Source organism: Microbacterium sp. NPDC055521 (assembly GCF_053619695.1).
This window is the reverse complement of sequence record NZ_JBSHJX010000003.1, coordinates 216,120-231,367: the sequence shown is the minus strand read 5'-3', so window position 1 is coordinate 231,367 and position 15,248 is coordinate 216,120. Positions and strand designations below refer to the sequence as shown.

Genomic DNA, 15,248 nt, shown 5'->3' with positions numbered 1-15,248 from the left:
CGCCCGCCGGACATCCGCAGCCTTAGGAGAGCACATGCGTCAGGTCATCATCATCGGCTCCGGCCCGGCCGGTTTCACCGCCGCGATCTACGCGGCGCGCGCCAACCTCGAGCCGCTGCTGGTCGCCAGCACCGTAGAGGTCGGCGGCGAGCTGATGAACACGACCGACGTCGAGAACTTCCCCGGTTTCCCCGACGGCATCCAGGGACCCGACCTGATGGCCAAGCTGCAGGCGCAGGCTGAGAAGTTCGGCACCGAGGTTCTGTACGACGACGTCACCGAGCTTCAGCTCGACGGACCCGTCAAGAAGGTCATCCTGGGCAGCGGTGCGGTGCACGAGGCGTCGACGGTGATCTACGCGACCGGCTCGGCCTACCGCAAGCTCGGGGTCGAGGGCGAAGAGCGCCTGTCGGGCTATGGCGTCTCGTGGTGCGCGACGTGCGACGGCTTCTTCTTCCGCGAGAAGGAGATCGCGGTCGTCGGCGGTGGCGACTCGGCCATGGAAGAGGCGACCTTCCTCACCCGCTTCGCCTCGAAGGTGTACGTCATCCACCGCAAGGACACCCTGCGCGCATCGAAGATCATGCAGGAGCGGGCGTTCGCCAACGAGAAGATCGAGTTCATCTGGAACAGCACCGTCGACGAGATCCTCGGCGGCGACTCGGTCAGCGGTGTGCGTCTGCGCTCGACCGTCGACGACTCGACCCGTGAGCTCGCCGTCGACGGCGTGTTCGTCGCGATCGGCAACGACCCGCGCACCCACCTCGTGCACGACAAGCTGCAGCTCACCGACGCCGGCACGATCTGGGTCGACGGGCGCTCGTCGCGCACCTCGGTTCCCGGTGTGTTCGCCGCCGGCGACGTGATCGACCCGACGTACCGTCAGGCCGCCACCGCCGCAGGATCAGGCGTTGTCGCGGCGCTCGATGCCGAGCACTTCATCGCCGACCTCGAAGACGCATCGGTCGAAGAGCCGGCGGCGCTGGCCGCCGAGATCATCGTCGGCTGAGACACCTCGACGCGGTGGCCCACGCCGCCGCGGGAACAGAATCGCGTCGTCTGACGTTCGATCAGGTGGACACCGAACAAGGAGACAATCCATGACTGCCAAGGCAACCACTCAGGCGACCTGGGAGCAGGACGTGCTGCAGGCCGAGGGACCCGTGCTGGTCGACTTCTGGGCCGCGTGGTGCGGACCGTGCCGCATGGTCGCGCCCGTGCTGGACGAGATCCAGGCCGAGAACCCCGACAAGATCACGATCCTCAAGCTCAACGTCGACGAGAACCCCGATCTGGCCATGAAGTACCAGATCACCTCGATCCCGGCGATGAAGGTGTTCCAGGGCGGAGAGGTCAAGACGACCATCATCGGCGCCAAGCCGAAGTTCGCGCTCGAGCAGGACCTCGCGCCGTTCATCGGCTGAGCCTGAGCTCTCGTTCTTCAAGAGCCCGTCACCTCGCGGTGGCGGGCTCTTCTGCATCCACGCCCGCCGAGTGAGCCGCGTGACTCTACGCCGCGAGCATCCGCCAGACGGTGGTGCTGAGCTCGGGATACTCGTGCGCGATGCTGCGCAGCACGCTGTCATTCCACCGCGGATCACGAGGATTCCCACCCCGGTCCTCGTACACGTCAGTGCGCAGCAGCAGCACCACGAGCTCGTCGACCGACGGCAGCTCCGACATGAAGTCCCAGGGATCCTCTCCGCTCCGAAGCCGCTCGTGCACCAGCACCGAGCGCTCGTCCCCCGCCTCTGCGCGCAGCACTTCGAGACTGGCGCGGCGGGGGAAGGAGGGGATCACCACACAATTCTACGAGCGCCGAGTGCGTGTGCGACGCTCGACCTTCGTATCCTCGGTCATCGCTTCGAGCTCCTTCCCCTTGGTCTCGGCGACCTTGAAGTACACGAAGAAGAACGACAGCAGCGCGAAGAACGCGTAGAAGCCATACGCGAAGGTGAGGCCGATCTCGGCGAACGCCGGGAAGGTCGTCGAGATGAAGAAGTTCGCCGCCCACTGCGCTGCCGCAGCCACCGCGAGAGCGCCGGCGCGGATCGAGTTCGGGAACATCTCCCCCAGCAGCACCCACACCAGCGGGCCCCAAGTCGCGCCGAAGAAGACCACGAACGCATTGGCGCTGATCAGAGCGATCGTCGACCACGGGTCGGGAAGGGTGACCGCGCCCTCGGCGTCCAGGGTCCCGAACGAGAAGGCGACGGCCATCAGTCCCAGCGTGACCGTCATGCCGATCGAGCCGACCATCAGCATCAGCCGGCGACCCACGCGATCGACCAGCAGGATCGCGATGATCGTCACGACGATGTTCGTCACCGACGTGATGACCGTGATCGTCAGGGCATTCGACTCGTCGAAGCCGACCGACCGCCACAGGGTCGTCGAATAGTAGAAGATCACGTTGATGCCGACGAACTGCTGGAAGATGCTCAGCAGGATCCCGACCCAGACGATCGGCTTCAGTCCGAAGCGGTGGCCGCGCAGATCGCTCAGCGACTCGGTGCGCTCGGTGTTGAGCGTTCCGGTGATCTCGGTGATCTTCGCCTTCACGTCGATGGTGCCGGTGACCAGGGTCAGCACCTCGGCTGCCTTGTCGACGTCGCCGCGTGCGACGAGGTACCGTGGCGATTCGGGCAGGCGCATCGCCATGATTCCGTAGACGATCGCGGGGATCGCCTCGGCGATGAACATCCAGCGCCAGGCATCCAGCCCCCACAGCGGCTCCGCCGCGCCGCCCGCGACGTTCGCGAGAAGGGCATCCGAGAGCAGTGCGACGAAGATGCCGGTGACGATCGCGAGCTGCTGCAGCGATCCGAGCCGGCCGCGGACGTGCGCCGGTGACACCTCGGCGATGTAGGCCGGGGCGATGACCGATGCGGCGCCGACGCCGAGGCCGCCGACCACGCGCCAGATGATGAGGTCGATCACCCCGAACGCAAGGCCTGACCCGACCGCCGAGATGAGGAAGAGCACCGCCGCCACGATCATCGTGGGGATGCGACCGAACCGGTTGGCCAGGGGGCCGGCGAACCACGCGCCGACTGCGCAGCCGATGAGTGCCGACGACACGGCGAAGCCCTTGAGTCCCACACCGAGATCGAACGCCCCGGCAAGGGCGTCGACCGCTCCGTTGATCACCGCGGTGTCGAAGCCGAAGAGGAATCCTCCGAGCGCCGCCGCGATGCTCACCCCGATGACGCGTCGACGGATGCCGTCAGCCGGACCTGTGCCTGCTGGGTGTGTCATGATGCCCCTCCTCTTCCGGTGCTCCGGATGCTAGCGGAGCGAGTGCACGGGCTGAAAGGGGCGTGCGGGCGGGCGTGGAAAGCGGTAGGAGGGTTCTGGTGTGTTCGGGGCTGGGCGTACGCCCAGAATGGCCGATGAGCACCGGGCGTACCCGGTGCTCTCGGCGGTTGTCGTGATCGACCCGGATCAGCGCGATCCGAACTCCTCTTCGCCGAGTTCGGCGAGAATCCGGTTGAGATCCTGAATCGACGCGAATTCAATCTTCACCTGGCCTTTTCGTGCACCAAGAGCGATCTGCACCCGCGTGTTGAGGCGATCTCCGAGCTTGTGCGAGACCTCGTCGAGGTACGCGCGGCGCGCCCCGGCGGTGGGCTTGCTGGCAGGTGTCGACGTGGTGGGCAGGGTCTTCGCGGCGGCCTCGGTGGCGCGCACAGAGAGGTCTTCGTTCACGACCTTGTCGGCGAGGCGCTGCATCTGTTCGGGCGTCTCGACCGACAGGATGGCACGGGCATGGCCCGCGGAGATCACTCCGGCTGCGACGCGCTGCTGCACGGGCAGCGGCAGACGCAGCAGTCGGATGGTGTTGCTGATCTGCGGACGCGAGCGGCCGATGCGGGTGGCGAGCTGCTCCTGCGTGATGCCGAAGTCCTCGAGCAGCTGCTGGTACGCGGATGCCTCTTCAAGCGGGTTCAGCTGCGATCGGTGCAGGTTCTCGAGAAGAGCATCGCGCAGCAGATCCTCGTCGGCCGTCTCGCGCAGGATCGCAGGAATCGTGGCGAGGCCAGCCTCACGAGCGGCGCGAGTACGACGCTCGCCCATGATCAGCTCGTACTCGCCGTCTGCGTTCTGGCGAACGATCACCGGCTGCAGCACGCCGAACTCGCGCACGCTGTGCACGAGCTCGGACAGGTGATCCTCGTCGAAGTGCGTGCGCGGCTGACGGGGGTTCGGAACGATGCTGTTCGGGTCGACCTGGATCAGTCGCACGCCGGGCACCTGCGAGAGCTCCGCCTCGTCGGTGACGGTGACGGTGTTCTCGGGCTGTGCGGGCGCGGCATCCGTCTTCACCTTGGTCGCGCCGGGGAAGAAGACGTCGACCGGGCGCTCCGCCTGATCCGTCGTGGGGATGAGTGCGCCGATTCCCCGACCCAGTCCAGTGCGCTTGGCCATCATGCTCCCTTGTTCTGCGCGGCGGAATCCTTGCGCTGCGCGATCTCGACTGCTGCTTCCCTGTAGGCGACCGCCCCCGCCGACGTGCTGTCGTACGAGATGACGGTCTGTCCGAAGCTCGGGGCTTCGGATACCCGCACCGAGCGCGGGATCACGGCTCTGAGCACCTGCTGAGGGAAGTGGGTTCTCACCTCGTCGGCGACCTGCTGGGCGAGGCGCGTGCGCGCGTCGTACATCGTGAGCAGGATGGTCGACAGGTGAAGTTCTGGGTTTAGGTGCTTCTGGATCATCTGGATGCTGCCGAGCAGCTGACTCAGGCCCTCGAGCGCGTAGTACTCGCACTGGATGGGGATCAGCACCTCGGATGCCGCGGTGAACGCGTTGATGGTGAGCAATCCGAGGGAGGGCGGGCAGTCGATGATGACGAAGTCGACGGAGTTGTCGCGCAGATACTCCTCGAGAGCACGACGCAGACGGAATTCGCGTGCGACCTGCGATACGAGCTCGATCTCCGCGCCCGCGAGGTGGATCGTGCTGGGGGCGCAGCGGAGATTCCCGGACTCGGGACTATCCTGAACGATCTCGCCGAACGGGAGGTCGTTGATCAGAACGTCGTAGATGCTCTTGGTGTCTGCGGAGTGAGTAACTCCGAGCGCCGTCGACGCGTTCCCCTGCGGGTCGAGGTCGACTACCAGGACTTTCGCCCCGAGATCAGCGAGAGCGGATGCCAGATTGACGGCCGTCGTGGTCTTTCCCACACCGCCCTTCTGGTTCGACACAGTGAAGATGCGAGTATCCCCGCTGAACTCGACCTCGACCGTCTTGAGCGCCTTGCGCCGTGAGGAGAGGTCTGCGAGTTCCCGAGCCAGCGGGGTATCCATCCCGAAATCCTGGTTCGGCGATGCGTTGTCGGATGGTTTCACGTGAAACATCGACTCCTTTCGGGACCGTCCTCCACTCTACGTGATCTCTCCCCTACTCCCCCGCCGCCTCTCCCTTCCCCCGCTCATTGAGCAGAGCCCCCCACCCCCCGGTCATTGAGCGAGGAGCGCAACGACGAGTCGAATGCCCGGAACCCGGACGCCCTTGCTCCAGTAGCCGAGATGCCGGCGATACCCTCCAGACACCCGTTTCACGTGAAACGTGCGTCGACCGTCTCTCTCCACCCCCGGTCACTGAGCGAGGAGCGCAGCGACGAATCAAAGTGTCCGTTCCACGTGAAACACGTGTCGCACGACTGCCGCTCACCCCACGGTCATTGAGCGAGGAGCGCAGCGACGAGTCGAAATGCCCGGGCACTCAGCCCCACTCCCCGTCCGCTCACCAAGAAAGAGCCCAGCGACACCAGCAAACACCCGTTACACGTGAAACGTGCGTCGACTGGCTCTCCTCAAACTTTCGGTCATTGAGCGAGGAGCGCAGGGACAAATCAAAGTCTCCGTTCCACGTGAAGCCCGTGTCGCACGACTGCCGCTCACGCCACGGTCGTTGAGCGAGCAGCGCAGCGACGAGTAGAAATGCCCGGAACCCGCACACCCGCCGCCCGCCGCTCAGTAGCCAAGAAGCGCTACGACACAAGGCAAGCGCCCGTTTCGCGTGAAGCGTGCGGTCGAAAGCTCTCCTCGCCCGGTTACTGAGCGAGGAGCGCAGCGACGAGCCGAACTGTCGACCTGAACCCCAGCGACCGTCTCATACGGTCAACGGTGATGAGAACCAGGTCTACATAGTGATGATCTAGTTTCACGTGAAACGCCGCCGTTCATCGCGACCCCGACGATCGAAGCGCACGCTCGCGAGCGCTCCACCCTTTGAGCGCAGCGAACCCCCCTTCGATGAATGCCAGGCGCTTGGCATGACTCCATCCCTGGATCTGCTTCTCTAGGGCAAAGGCTTCGTCAATTCGATCGAACTCGGCCCACCAGATCAACTCCACCGGCCGGCGGTCCGTCGTGTAGTCGCTACCTAAACCCTGCTGATGCGCTGCCAGTCGATCGTCAAGGTGCTTGGTACTCCCCGCATAGAAGGTTCCATCCGCGCATCGCAGAATGTAGGTATAGCCGGCCATAAAGGAACTGTAGAGTCAGCGCCCGGCCGACCAACGCCGGTGGTCCGGCGATCTGAACAAGTTGATCTACGACACGTTTTGTGCAGGAGCAATCGAAAGCGATCTTCGGGACTGCACAGCGGGATCATCTGTTGGTCGAATCAAGCGTGCACTCATGTAACGAGGAGTCGCACTCCGGTACGTTCCGGTGGGTGCCTTTCGACTCGCTGCGCTCGCTCAACGACCGAGGGATGTGGGGGCGTTTCGACTCGCTGGGCTCGCTCAACGACCGGGGGACGCGGGCGTTTCACCCGAAACGCATCGCCCACGTGACGGCGAGGGGCGTTTCGACTCGCTACGCTCGCTCAACGACCGCGAGCTGCGGGCGTTTCACGTGAACGCATCGGACGCGTGGCGGTCACGGGCGTAAGGGGCCGTTCGAGCTCCGGGAGCGGTGAGGGGCGTTTCGACTCGCTGGGCTCGCTCAACGACCGGGGATGCGGGGTGCTTTAGGACGTTTCACGTGAAACACAAATCCGCGCTATGTCTGCAGTCGCTGCGCTCGCTCGACGATCGCGGGGGTTCAGGCGCGGACGCGGGCGCGGACGACACGCGTCGGTTCGGAGAGAAGGTTCTCCCCCAACACCTGGACGGAGACATCCGTCACCTTGTGCTTCTTCAGCACCTTCTGCGCCGAATCGATCTCGGCGGGCACGTTGTGCCCCTTCAGCAGGATCAGCTCGCCACCGTCTCTGACCAGCGGTGCAGTGATCGGGACGAGCGTGCGCATCGCGCTCACCGCACGAGCCGTGACTACGTCGAACTCAAGACCCACATCCTCGGCTCGCGCCCGCATCACTCGCACGCTATCCAGGCCTAGAGCGTCAACCTGCTCGTTCAACCAGGTGACACGTCTCTCCATCGGCTCGATCAGCGTCCACTGCACGTCCGGGCGGCCGATCGCCAGAACGAGGCCGGGCAGGCCCGCACCGGAGCCGACATCTGCGACCGAACCCGAGAAGAGAGGCGCGGCAATGGCCGAGTTCAAGATGTGACGCGTCCAGATGCGCGGCAACTCGAGGGGGCCGATCAAACCTCGCAACTCACCTTCAGCCACGAGGTCCGCCGTGAACCGCCGCGCCAGATCGATGCGATCGCCGAACAACTCAGCTGCGACCGCAGGTTCGGACTCGACGTCGGGGGTGGTCATGAAGAGCATCCTAGAACTCGGGGGAGATGCGGGGGAGGGCGTTTCGACTCACTGCGCTCGCTCAACGACCGGAAAGCCCGCTGGCGAGGGAACGTGTGCCCACGTTCCACGTGAAACATCAGCCGCGGGAGATCACCGTGTGCCGGTCAGCACCGTCTCCGTACGACTCCGACGTGAGGCCACGTTCCGAGACGATGTCATGCACCAGCTTGCGCTCGTAGCTCGACATCGACGGCAGAGACGCCTGGGTCGCACCCGCCTCGAGCTTGGCGACCGCGGCATCCACCAGCTGCTCCAGCTGACGCCGGCGCGTATCGCGAGATCCGCCGATATCGAGGATCAGCCGCGAGAACGCGCCGGTCCGGCTCTGCACGGCCAGTCGCGTGATCTCCTGCAGCGCCTGCACGGTATCGGGCTCGGACAGCACCGACAGCCCATCGCCCTCCGCCTCGACGGAGACGTACGCGCGCCCCTGGCGCACGTCGAGGTTCAGGTCGCCATCGATGTCGGCGATATCGAGCAGCTCCTCGATGAAGTCCGCGGCGACGTCGCCTTCGTGCTCGAGCTCCTCGAGCGTGGGGTCGGTCTTCACGTCATCGATCATCAGTTGGAGCCCTTCTTCTTCGCACGCTTCTTGCTCATCGGCTGCTCGCGCTTGGGAGTCTCGGCCTTCGCCTTCTCGAGCTCCTCGAACTTGCGCTGCTCTTCCGCCTCGTACACCGACATCGGAACGACCTTGCCCTGCGCGTTGACCGCCTTGCCCTTGCGTGCCAGGCGCTCTTCGCGCGCCTTCGCCGCCTCGGACCCCGGGGTCGGCATCTCACGGATGACGAGGAACTGCTGCGCCATGGTCCACAGGTTCGACACGAACCAGTACATGACGACACCGAGCGGGAAGAACACACCCGAGAAGATGAAGCCGAGCGGCAGCACGTAGAGCATGATCTTCTGCATCTGATACGCCTGGCCGGTCTTGGCCTCGGGCGACAGGTTCTTCGAGATGATCTGCAGCTGGGTGAAGAACTGCGAGACGATCATCAGAACGACGAGAATCGCCAGCAGGATGATCGCCGGAGTGTTGCCGGAATTCCAGGCATCGCCGAGGGTCTCGTGCAGAGACACCGTGCCGAAGAGCTTGGCGTCGTAGAACTCCCTGGTCAGCTCGGTGTTGAGCAGGCCGACACCGCCGCTGCCCGCCTGGGCGTGCATCCCCACGTCGCGCAGCACGCTGAACAGAGCGAAGAAGATCGGCATCTGCACGAGCAGGGGAAGACAGCTCGACATCGGCGTCGTACCGTGCTTCTTGTACAGCGCCATGGTCTCGCGGCTCATCGCCTCACGAGAGAGCTGATCCTTCTTGCCGCGGTACTTCTCCTGAACTTTTCGCAGCTCAGGAGCGATTTCCATCATCTTCCGCTGGCTCTTGATCTGCTTCACGAACAGCGGGAAGACCGCCGCGCGCACGACGATCACCAGGCCGACGATCGACAGCACCCAGGTGATGCCCTCGGCCGGGGCCATGCCCATCGCCGTGAGCAGCCAGTGCCAGGCCACGAGGATGAGCTCGACGGCCCACTTCAACGGCCACAGGATGACACCGAACAGGTCGAAACCGCCGGCGTTCGGGTCAGGCGAGGGTGAGTTCGCGAGCAGAAGGTCAAGACCCACTGTTCAGTCCTTTCGAGCGGGTACGACGAACCCGCGCGGGGTCAGGTCGTATCGGAAACGAGCGTGGGGCTTGACGTCGTCGACGCCGCCCGCGCTCCACGGATTGCAACGCAGGATGCGCCAGGCCGAGAGCACTGCTCCCCACACGGCGCCGTTCTGCTGAACCGCTCCTACAGCGTACGCGGAACAGGACGGGTAATACCTGCACACATCCCCATAGAGCGGGGAGATCACCGCGCGGTACAGCGCGAGAAATGCGAGAACGAGATTGCGGGGCAGCAACAGGATGCCGCGCAGCAGATCGGATGCCCGGAACCGCGCCGTTCCGAACGCGTAGGAGGGCAGCGCGCTCATGTCGGCGCCGATCCGACGAGAACGCGACGCAGGCAGCGCTCGACGTCGGTGCGGAGGGAGGAGAAATCCGCGTCAGCGGATGCAGGAAGGGCACGGATGACGACATCCGTGCCCTCAGGAACCATGTCGATGAACTCCGCGCACACTGCCTTGAGGCGTCGGCGAACGGTGTTGCGAACCACGGCGGTTCCTACCTGCTTGCTGATGATGAAGCCGAACCGGGGTGCCCGCTGCTCCGCGCCGACGAGCACCGAGGTGATCAGGCGTGGTCCGCCGCACCGCGTTCCCCGGCGGACCACCTGTCGGTAGTCGCCACCGCGAGTCAGTCGATTCGGCCGGGCGAGCACTGGGCGGTCAGGCCGAGAGCTCGGTGCGGCCCTTCGCGCGGCGAGCCGACAGGATGGCGCGGCCGGCGCGGGTCCGCATGCGGGCGCGGAAGCCGTGCTTCTTGGCGCGACGACGGTTGTTGGGCTGGAAAGTGCGCTTGCTCATGGAATCACTCCGGGAATGGTGTCACCGGGTCGAATCAACCGGAGACGGGGGGTACTGCCTAAAATGGCATAAGTCAACCGATTAAGGGTACGACCTGCCGCCACGCAGGGCAAATCCGCCTCCGGATGCCATGGCCTGACGCATCCGATCGCGGTGCCGCGACCGTCGAGTTGCGCACACCCATTATCCACAACTGTGAAGATCTCCGTCTCACGCGACACACCCGCGTGTTTACGCGGGCGGCTTGCTGTTAACCCCACCGGTGACTACCGTGGCATCCGACGTTATCCACAGGGGAAGATCACGCTTTACGGCGCGTTTTCCACAACTTCGCCCGGAGCACCATGACCTCTGCCGCCCATCCCGATGTGCCCATCTGGTCGACCCTGCTCGAGCGACTCGCCGGCGATGATCGAGTCAGTCCCCAGCTGCATGGCTTCCTGAGCCTGGTCGTGCCGGCGGGGATCATGGGCGGCGTGCTGTACCTGGACGTTCCCAACGACCTCACCGCCGCGCAGATCAACAAGCGGCTGCGTGTGCCCATGATGGAGGCACTCTCGGCGATCGGCGACGAGGTCACCTCGTACCGAACGGTCGTGAACCACGAACTCGTCGACCAGCCGACCGCACCGATCGCCGTCTCGGACTTCGCGATCGCCGAGCCGGCGCGCATCGAGTCGCCGATGGAGCAGCAGCCTGCTCCCCTGCGGCACGAATCACGTCTGAATCCCAAGTACACCTTCGACAACTTCGTCATCGGACAGTCGAATCGCTTCGCCCACGCCGCCGCGGTCGCGGTCGCCGAAGCCCCGGCGAAGGCGTACAACCCGCTGTTCATCTACGGCGATTCCGGTCTGGGCAAGACCCACCTGCTGCATGCGATCGGGGATTACGCCCAGTCCCTCTACGCCGGTGTGAAGGTCAGATACGTCTCGAGTGAGGAGTTCACGAACGACTTCATCAACTCGATCGCCAACAACCGCGGCGCCGCGTTCCAGAGCCGGTACCGCGAGGTCGACATCCTGCTCATCGACGACATCCAGTTCCTGCAGGGTCGCGCCGAGACCCAGGAGGCGTTCTTCCACACCTTCAACCAGTTGCACGACCACAACAAGCAGGTCGTGATCACGAGCGATGTCGCGCCCAAGCTGCTCACCGGCTTCGAAGACCGCATGCGCAGCCGCTTCGAGTGGGGCCTGATCACCGACGTCCAGGCGCCCGATCTCGAGACCCGCATCGCGATCCTCCGCAAGAAGGCGCAGAGCGAGTCGCTGCACATCCCCGACGAAGTGCTCGAGTACATCGCGACCGTGGTCTCGTCGAACATCCGCGAGCTCGAGGGCGCCCTCATCCGGGTCTCGGCGTTCGCGAGCCTGAACCGCTCGATGCTCGACATCTCACTGGCCCAGACGGTGCTGCGCGACATCGTGGACACCACTGAAGACAACATCATCTCGCCGACCGACATCATCACGGCGACGGCGGCCTACTTCAAGCTCACGGTCGACGACCTTTACGGATCCAGCCGTTCGCAGCAGATCGCGACCGCACGCCAGATCGCCATGTACCTGTGCCGGGAGCGCACGAGCCTGTCACTGCCGAAGATCGGTCAGCTCTTCGGCAACCGCGATCACACCACGGTCATGTATGCCTGCAAGAAGATCAGCGAACTCATGAAGCAGCGTCGATCGCTGTACAACCAGGTCACCGAGATCACCACCCAGATCAGCCGTCGCTGATCGTGCGACACGCCTGATCCCAGGGGAAATCGCGACGGTTCTCCGCAGGGCCTGTGGATAACTTGTGGAAACCCTCGCGTCCGGATGCCTCCGTCACCACCCACCTGTGGATAACCGGCGTCGACGCTCGAAAGGCTCACACCTCCGTATCCCGCGGATTCCTCAGGGATTCCACATCTGACACGTGTGTAGTTTCCTACTCCCCGCTGATATCCACCGAGTTATCCACAGAATCCACAGTTGTTAACACCGTTAAGAGAATTCCATCTGGACAGGGCTCATCCGATGACCAGAGAGATGTGGACGAACCGGCGCCGATCTCGCAATTCGGGTGGTGGAGCGCTCGTCTCCTGCGGCTAGCATGGGATCGCCTGCAGTGCGCCCACTGCAGTGAGCCGAGGCAACGAGGGAGCGCCCGTGAGGTTCCAGGTCAACCGCGATGTGTTCAGCGAGGCTGTGTCCTTCGTCGTCAAGCTGCTCCCGCAGCGCAATCCGCAGCCGATCCTCGCCGGAGTGCTGATCGAAGCATCCGGTGAGGGACTGACCCTCTCGGCATTCGACTACGAAGCCTCCGCCCGCACGACCATCGAGGCGACGGTCGACGAGCCCGGCACGATCCTCGTGCACGGACGTCTGCTCTCCGACATCGCGAGCCGCCTGCCCAACGCGCCGATCGAGATCGCCGTCGAGGATGACGGCGGGATCGCCGTCACCTGCGGATCGGCGCGCTTCACCCTTGCGGCTATGCCTGTCGAGGAATATCCCTCGATCCCCGAGGTCACCGGATCGACCGGTGTCGTCCCCGCCGAGGACTTCGCGACCGCGATCGCCCAGGTGGCCTTCGCCGCATCGCGCGACGACGTCACCCCGGTGCTCACCGGCGTGCAGCTCGAGGTCGCGGATCACAACCTCAGCCTGGTCGCCACCGACCGCTATCGCGTGTCGCTGCGCGACGTGCCGTGGGACGGCGAGGTCGCTGAGCAGTCCGCGCTGGTCCCGGCGCGCACCCTCACCGAGGTCGGCAAGACCTTCGCTCACGCGGGCACCATCGAGGTCGCCTTCTCGGGCGCGGGGGATCGCGAGATCATCGCCTTCACCGCCGGCAACAAGACCGTCACCTCTCTGCTGATCAAGGGCAATTTCCCGCCCGTGCGCCGGCTCTTCCCCGAGCAGACCGACCACTACGCGGTTGTCAACACGGCGGAGCTCATCGAGGCCGTCCGCCGCGTCGCGCTGGTGCTCGACCGCTCGGCACCACTGCGATTCACCTTCGGCGCCGACGGCGTGACGATGGATGCCTCGGGCAGCGAGCAGGCACGGGCATCCGAGTCGGTCGACGCGCACCTGAACGGCGGCGACGAGGTGACCCTGGGTCTCAACCCGCAGTACCTGCTCGAGGCTCTCGGCGCTGTTCGCAGCGAGTTCACCCGCGTCACATTCACGTCGAGCGACAACGCGAACAAGCTCAGCCCGGTGCTCATCACGAGCCAGACCTCGGTCGACCAGGCCGGACTCGATTCGTTCAAGTACCTGCTGCAGCCGAACCTCCTGCTGCGCTGAGGTTCTGCAGGGGCCGATGTCGGGGCCCGAAGGTAGGCTGAAGCGGTGATTGTGGAGCACCTGAACCTGGTCGACTTCCGCAATTACGCGACCGCTGACCTGGCTCTGCACCGCGGTCCGAACGTGCTGGTCGGCAGCAATGGTCAGGGCAAGACGAATCTCGCCGAGGCGATCGTCTTCCTCGCCACGCTGGGCTCGCATCGGGTGTCGTCGGACGCCCCGCTGGTCAAGGACGGGAAGGACTTCGCCGTCATCCGGGCGCGTCTCGCGCACGGAGAGCGCAAGGTTCTCGTCGAGGTGCAGCTGAACAGGCAGGGCTCGAACAAGGCCCGCATCAACGGATCCCCGTCGAAGACCAACGAGCTGCCCCGCTATGCGCACGTCGTGCTGTTCGCCCCGGAAGACCTGCAGATCGTGCGCGGCGACCCGTCATCACGCCGAAGATTCGCTGATCAGATGCTGATTCAGCGCATGCCGCGCATGGCCGGCGTGATCGCCGACTACGAGCGGGTGCTGCGCCAGCGCACGGCGCTGCTGAAGTCGGCGCGCGCCCGCGGCGTGCGCGGCGAGGGGCTGTCGACCCTGGATGTGTGGGACGACAAGCTCATCGCCCTGGGCTCGGAGATCATCCACGCGCGACTTCGGCTCGCCGCCGACCTGCAGGGTCCGGTGGCCGATGCCTATGCGGCGATCGCGGGTGCGGACCACCGTCCGCAGCTCGAATGGGCGCTGTCGGTGCGTGGGGCGGTTCCCGAGGACGACTCCGACGACGAGGTCGACGCCGGCGCAGATCCGCGCGGCGAGATCGCCGACCAGTTCCGCTCGGCGCTGCAGGCCAAGCGCAGCAAGGAGATCGACCGCGGTCTCACACTCGTCGGTCCGCACCGCGACGATCTCATCCTGCGGGTGCGCGATCTGCCGGTGAAGGGCTACGCCTCCCACGGTGAGTCGTGGTCGGTCGCGCTGGCTCTGCGCCTGGCATCCGCCGAGCTGCTGCGAACCGAGTCCCCGGCCGGCGACCCGGTGCTGATCCTCGACGATGTGTTCGCCGAGCTGGATGCCGACCGCCGTCAGCGCCTCGCGGCGCTGACCGCGGGATACGAGCAGGTGATCGTCACGGCGGCGGTCGAGGCCGACATCCCCGAGCCGCTGCACCGTCATGTCGTGCGGATCAGCGCCGGCACGATCAGCGATGAGAGGGAGGATGCCGATGACCCGGGTCCCTGAGCCGGTCGAAGGGCCGCAGCCTCCCGAGACGATCGCGACCTATCTGCGCCTGCGCGGGCTCAAGCCGAGCGCGAAGAACTGGAAGCGCAGGAAGCGCATCGAGGTCGATGACGACAACGCACCGTTCACCAAGGGGCGCGATCCCGGCATGCTCGGCGATGTGCTGGCGAAGCTCACGAAGGATTCGGGGTGGGAGAAGACCCTCGCCGCCGAGGACCTCGTCAGGCAGTGGGCCGAGCTCGCCGGCGCCGACACGGCGAAGCACTCCGAACCCGTGTCTCTCGAGCGCGGGGTGCTCACGGTGAAGTGCGATTCGACCGCATGGGCGAAGAACCTGCAGTTCATGCGGGCGGTCATCATGACCGAGATCACCACCCGGTATCCCGATGCCGGCGTGCAGAACATCCGCTTCATCGGACCGGACGTGCCGTCGTGGAAATGGGGTCCGCGGGTTGTGCCCGGGCGGGGCCCGCGGGACACCTACGGGTAGGACACCACGGCCGCACCCTCAAGCGCTCAGAAGCGA

At 65.2% G+C, this 15,248-nt stretch carries 17 protein-coding genes; 6 read left to right on the top strand and 11 right to left on the bottom strand.

Going from position 1 to position 15,248, the window contains the following annotated elements; all coding sequences use genetic code 11:
- Positions 1–34: 34 nt before the first annotated feature.
- Both trxB and trxA read left to right on the top strand, forming a co-directional pair.
- Positions 35–1,009 (top strand): thioredoxin-disulfide reductase, encoded by a 975-nt coding sequence (trxB, locus tag ACWGSM_RS04665; protein WP_452321794.1) that lies wholly within the window; start codon positions 35–37, stop codon positions 1,007–1,009.
- 91 nt (positions 1,010–1,100) lie between these two features.
- Entirely contained in the window at positions 1,101–1,424 is a 324-nt protein-coding gene (gene trxA / locus ACWGSM_RS04660; RefSeq protein WP_204974995.1) for a thioredoxin, read from the top strand.
- A gap of 85 nt (positions 1,425–1,509) precedes the next feature.
- Here trxA and ACWGSM_RS04655 read toward each other — a convergent pair whose 3' ends face one another.
- From ACWGSM_RS04655 to rpmH, 11 genes are all read right to left on the bottom strand, one after another.
- Positions 1,510–1,800, bottom strand: a complete 291-nt coding sequence (locus ACWGSM_RS04655) for a tryptophan synthase subunit alpha (RefSeq protein ID WP_177243789.1) — start codon at positions 1,798–1,800, stop codon at positions 1,510–1,512.
- Between the two features lie 9 nt (positions 1,801–1,809).
- Entirely contained in the window at positions 1,810–3,258 is a 1,449-nt protein-coding gene (locus tag ACWGSM_RS04650; RefSeq protein ID WP_452321793.1) for a sugar porter family MFS transporter, read from the bottom strand.
- A gap of 186 nt (positions 3,259–3,444) precedes the next feature.
- A complete protein-coding gene (locus ACWGSM_RS04645; protein ID WP_452321792.1) occupies positions 3,445–4,428 on the bottom strand; it encodes a ParB/RepB/Spo0J family partition protein in 984 nt (327 codons plus the stop codon).
- On the bottom strand, positions 4,428–5,309 hold the full coding sequence (locus tag ACWGSM_RS04640) for a ParA family protein (protein WP_452321791.1): 882 nt from the start codon (positions 5,307–5,309) through the stop codon (positions 4,428–4,430). Before ACWGSM_RS04640 ends, ACWGSM_RS04645 begins: the two co-directional genes overlap by 1 nt.
- A gap of 878 nt (positions 5,310–6,187) precedes the next feature.
- Positions 6,188–6,493, bottom strand: a complete 306-nt coding sequence (locus tag ACWGSM_RS04635) for a GIY-YIG nuclease family protein (RefSeq protein WP_452321790.1) — start codon at positions 6,491–6,493, stop codon at positions 6,188–6,190.
- Positions 6,494–7,055: 562 nt separating this feature from the next.
- Positions 7,056–7,682, bottom strand: a complete 627-nt coding sequence (rsmG, locus tag ACWGSM_RS04630) for a 16S rRNA (guanine(527)-N(7))-methyltransferase RsmG (protein ID WP_452321789.1) — start codon at positions 7,680–7,682, stop codon at positions 7,056–7,058.
- 118 nt (positions 7,683–7,800) lie between these two features.
- Positions 7,801–8,286, bottom strand: coding sequence for a Jag family protein (locus tag ACWGSM_RS04625; protein ID WP_452321788.1), 486 nt, complete (start codon positions 8,284–8,286; stop codon positions 7,801–7,803).
- On the bottom strand, positions 8,286–9,350 hold the full coding sequence (gene yidC, locus ACWGSM_RS04620; protein WP_452321787.1) for a membrane protein insertase YidC: 1,065 nt from the start codon (positions 9,348–9,350) through the stop codon (positions 8,286–8,288). Before yidC ends, ACWGSM_RS04625 begins: the two co-directional genes overlap by 1 nt.
- Before the next feature lie 3 nt (positions 9,351–9,353).
- Complete coding sequence (gene yidD / locus ACWGSM_RS04615) at positions 9,354–9,704, bottom strand: membrane protein insertion efficiency factor YidD (protein ID WP_313356440.1); 351 nt, start codon at positions 9,702–9,704, stop codon at positions 9,354–9,356.
- A complete protein-coding gene (gene rnpA, locus ACWGSM_RS04610; protein WP_452321786.1) occupies positions 9,701–10,003 on the bottom strand; it encodes a ribonuclease P protein component in 303 nt (100 codons plus the stop codon). The genes yidD and rnpA overlap by 4 nt, the downstream gene beginning before the upstream one ends.
- 55 nt (positions 10,004–10,058) lie before the next feature.
- Positions 10,059–10,196, bottom strand: a complete 138-nt coding sequence (gene rpmH, locus ACWGSM_RS04605) for a 50S ribosomal protein L34 (protein WP_022879826.1) — start codon at positions 10,194–10,196, stop codon at positions 10,059–10,061.
- A gap of 344 nt (positions 10,197–10,540) precedes the next feature.
- Between rpmH and dnaA the strand changes: the two genes are divergently transcribed.
- From dnaA to ACWGSM_RS04585, 4 genes are all read left to right on the top strand, one after another.
- A complete protein-coding gene (gene dnaA, locus ACWGSM_RS04600) occupies positions 10,541–11,935 on the top strand; it encodes a chromosomal replication initiator protein DnaA (RefSeq protein ID WP_452321785.1) in 1,395 nt (464 codons plus the stop codon).
- 417 nt (positions 11,936–12,352) lie between these two features.
- On the top strand, positions 12,353–13,495 hold the full coding sequence (gene dnaN / locus ACWGSM_RS04595) for a DNA polymerase III subunit beta (protein ID WP_452321784.1): 1,143 nt from the start codon (positions 12,353–12,355) through the stop codon (positions 13,493–13,495).
- 45 nt (positions 13,496–13,540) lie between these two features.
- Complete coding sequence (gene recF / locus ACWGSM_RS04590) at positions 13,541–14,722, top strand: DNA replication/repair protein RecF (protein WP_452321783.1); 1,182 nt, start codon at positions 13,541–13,543, stop codon at positions 14,720–14,722.
- The gene (locus ACWGSM_RS04585; RefSeq protein WP_452321782.1) at positions 14,706–15,212 is read left to right on the top strand and encodes a DUF721 domain-containing protein; all 507 of its coding nucleotides are present in this window, start codon (positions 14,706–14,708) and stop codon (positions 15,210–15,212) included. Before recF ends, ACWGSM_RS04585 begins: the two co-directional genes overlap by 17 nt.
- The last annotated feature ends 36 nt before the right edge of the window (positions 15,213–15,248 follow it).

Excerpts from the sequence above, each read along its gene's own strand:
- trxB (WP_452321794.1), top strand. The coding sequence starts at position 35 with ATGCGTCAGGTCATCATCATCGGCTCCGGCCCGGCCGGTTTCACCGCC.
- trxA (WP_204974995.1), top strand. The coding sequence starts at position 1,101 with ATGACTGCCAAGGCAACCACTCAGGCGACCTGGGAGCAGGACGTGCTG.
- ACWGSM_RS04650 (WP_452321793.1), bottom strand. The coding sequence starts at position 3,258 with ATGACACACCCAGCAGGCACAGGTCCGGCTGACGGCATCCGTCGACGC.
- ACWGSM_RS04645 (WP_452321792.1), bottom strand. The coding sequence starts at position 4,428 with ATGGCCAAGCGCACTGGACTGGGTCGGGGAATCGGCGCACTCATCCCC.
- ACWGSM_RS04640 (WP_452321791.1), bottom strand. The coding sequence starts at position 5,309 with ATGGATACCCCGCTGGCTCGGGAACTCGCAGACCTCTCCTCACGGCGC.
- ACWGSM_RS04635 (WP_452321790.1), bottom strand. The coding sequence starts at position 6,493 with ATGGCCGGCTATACCTACATTCTGCGATGCGCGGATGGAACCTTCTAT.
- rsmG (WP_452321789.1), bottom strand. The coding sequence starts at position 7,682 with ATGACCACCCCCGACGTCGAGTCCGAACCTGCGGTCGCAGCTGAGTTG.
- ACWGSM_RS04625 (WP_452321788.1), bottom strand. The coding sequence starts at position 8,286 with ATGATCGATGACGTGAAGACCGACCCCACGCTCGAGGAGCTCGAGCAC.
- yidD (WP_313356440.1), bottom strand. The coding sequence starts at position 9,704 with ATGAGCGCGCTGCCCTCCTACGCGTTCGGAACGGCGCGGTTCCGGGCA.
- rpmH (WP_022879826.1), bottom strand. The coding sequence starts at position 10,196 with ATGAGCAAGCGCACTTTCCAGCCCAACAACCGTCGTCGCGCCAAGAAG.
- dnaA (WP_452321785.1), top strand. The coding sequence starts at position 10,541 with ATGACCTCTGCCGCCCATCCCGATGTGCCCATCTGGTCGACCCTGCTC.
- ACWGSM_RS04585 (WP_452321782.1), top strand. The coding sequence starts at position 14,706 with ATGACCCGGGTCCCTGAGCCGGTCGAAGGGCCGCAGCCTCCCGAGACG.